Below are 1,981 nucleotides of genomic sequence, written 5' to 3' on the forward strand. Positions count from 1 at the left end.
CGAGTGAGCGATTTGTTCGACAGCCGTGTCCAATGCCGCTTTCATGAGTGCGACCAATTCGGGGCTGAAGTGCGAAGGCGGAACTTTGGTCATCACAGGCCTCTCGTGAGACTTGCCGTCTAACTGCGCCGTGTGACAGCGATGCGTCGATGACGTTAACTCGCCGTAAAGGAGTGCTGCGGTGCTCGGGTCATTCCTTGGGCCGACCTATGGTTCTCAAATGGCCTACATCCCTGACTTCAAGCTTCTAGGCTTCGCTGGCCAGCCGCTGCCGAGGTAAAACGAGCGGTGTGCTTCGTGAGGTGCTGAGACCGCTCTGCCACCGCAAGCGGACATGACGGTGTTGGGTGCGCTGGTCAGCAACGGGCCGATTTTGTTGCAGAAGCCGGGCGGGATCGGCGCTGTCTGGCGGGCCAGATATTTCCAAAATTGCGGTCGCGCCGCCTTCCCGATCGCCCAGGGGGCTCTCGGCGGCACCTAGCATCGACGCTTGACGCCACTGACACAACATGACGCTACGCAACGCGCAGTTCCGCCGTGTCCGGTGGATGGAAGGTCAGCTTAGCAAGGCGGCGGAGGTTCTGGGCAATGGCGGCAAGCGTGAACTCGAACTGCGCACCTGCCGGTCCCCTGAGCCTCAATCGACCCATGCGAAGAATGCGCTTCAAATGCGCGAACAGCATTTCGACTTTCTTGCGATCGCGTCGTGTCTGCTCGTATGCAGCCGTCTTGGCGACGGCGCGGGCGAAATCGCGCGCCGCCTCGTGGATGTGCCTCGTGATTCTGCGGCTCGGTGATTTTGGGCAGCATCTCGACTTGAGCAGACACGAGCGGCAATCGGCGGCGCGCGAGAAGTAGGAGATCATGTCGTCGCCGCGGGACTTGCGCTTTCTGTTCGAGCGCGGAAGAATCTTGCCTGTCGGGCAAACATAGCGATCGCACTCACCGTCGTAGGTAAAGTCTTCCCTGCTGAACGTGCCGTCACCGCGCTTCGACTTATCGATCACCGGTATGTGCGGCTCGATCTCCTTCTCGTAGACAAGGAAGTGCAGGTTTGGCGCCGAGCCGTAGGCTGTATCAGCCACAAGCCATTCGGGCTTGATGCCGAACGTTGCCTCGGTGCGCTCGATCATTGTCTGTGACGCACCGACTTCTGCCTGCCGGATCGCCCGCGACGCCTCGACATCCATGATGACACCGAACTTCACATCAATGAGATAGTTGTCGGCGTAAGCGAAGAAGGCAGCGTTGCGCAGTGCGCCGGTCCATTGTGCAGCTGGATCGGCAGGCGCGACGAATTTCGGTACGACGTCTGTGGCAGTGCCCCACGCGGGATCGTCAAGGTTGGCAAGATAATCTCGCACCGCACGCTTTGCCGTCGCCGGATCGATGTCGCAGCTCCATTTGTGGCCAGGCGTCGAGCGGCACTTGTTGGCATCCGCCGCGATCAGGCTTGCATCCACGGCGAAGCCAGTGCCGCCTACAAGATCAGCCTTGATGCACGCAGCGACGATGCGCTCGAAAACATCGCGAAAGACATCATGCTCGCGAAAGCGCTCGTTGCGGGCACGCGTGAAGGCGGAATGGTCGGGGATCTTATCTTCGATGCCGAGACCGCAGAACCAGCGATAGGCGAGGTTCACTTGAACTTCCCGGCAGAGCGCTCGCTCCGAGCGGATCGCAAACACGTAACCAAGAATGAGCATCCGGATCATCAACTCCGGATCGATCGAAGGCCGCCCTGTGTGCGAGTAATACGGTGCAAGCTTGGCCCGCACCCAGGAAAGATCAAGCACGACAGCGATCCGTCGGACTTGATGGTCCTCCGGCACCACCGACTCAGGGTCGAACGCGTAGAACAGCTGGCCCTGCTCACCCTTGCGCCGCCCCATCATCGAACCGCTCCGCCGATGGCCGCCTCAAATCGAGGGAATCACGGTTCGCATCGCCTCTCAAGCTAGTTCTGCAACAAAATCGGCCA

General features: G+C 60.2%; 1 protein-coding gene. It reads right to left on the reverse strand.

All coding sequences use genetic code 11. The features are described from left to right. Positions 1-515: 515 nt before the first annotated feature. Positions 516-1,895 carry an IS1182 family transposase gene (locus NEZ08_RS20345; protein WP_298110922.1) on the reverse strand — a complete coding sequence of 460 codons (1,380 nt, stop codon included), beginning with the start codon at positions 1,893-1,895 and terminating at the stop codon, positions 516-518. Positions 1,896-1,981 lie beyond the last annotated feature (86 nt).

This window comes from Bradyrhizobium sp., from assembly GCF_027451485.1.
Classification (GTDB): domain Bacteria; phylum Pseudomonadota; class Alphaproteobacteria; order Rhizobiales; family Xanthobacteraceae; genus Bradyrhizobium.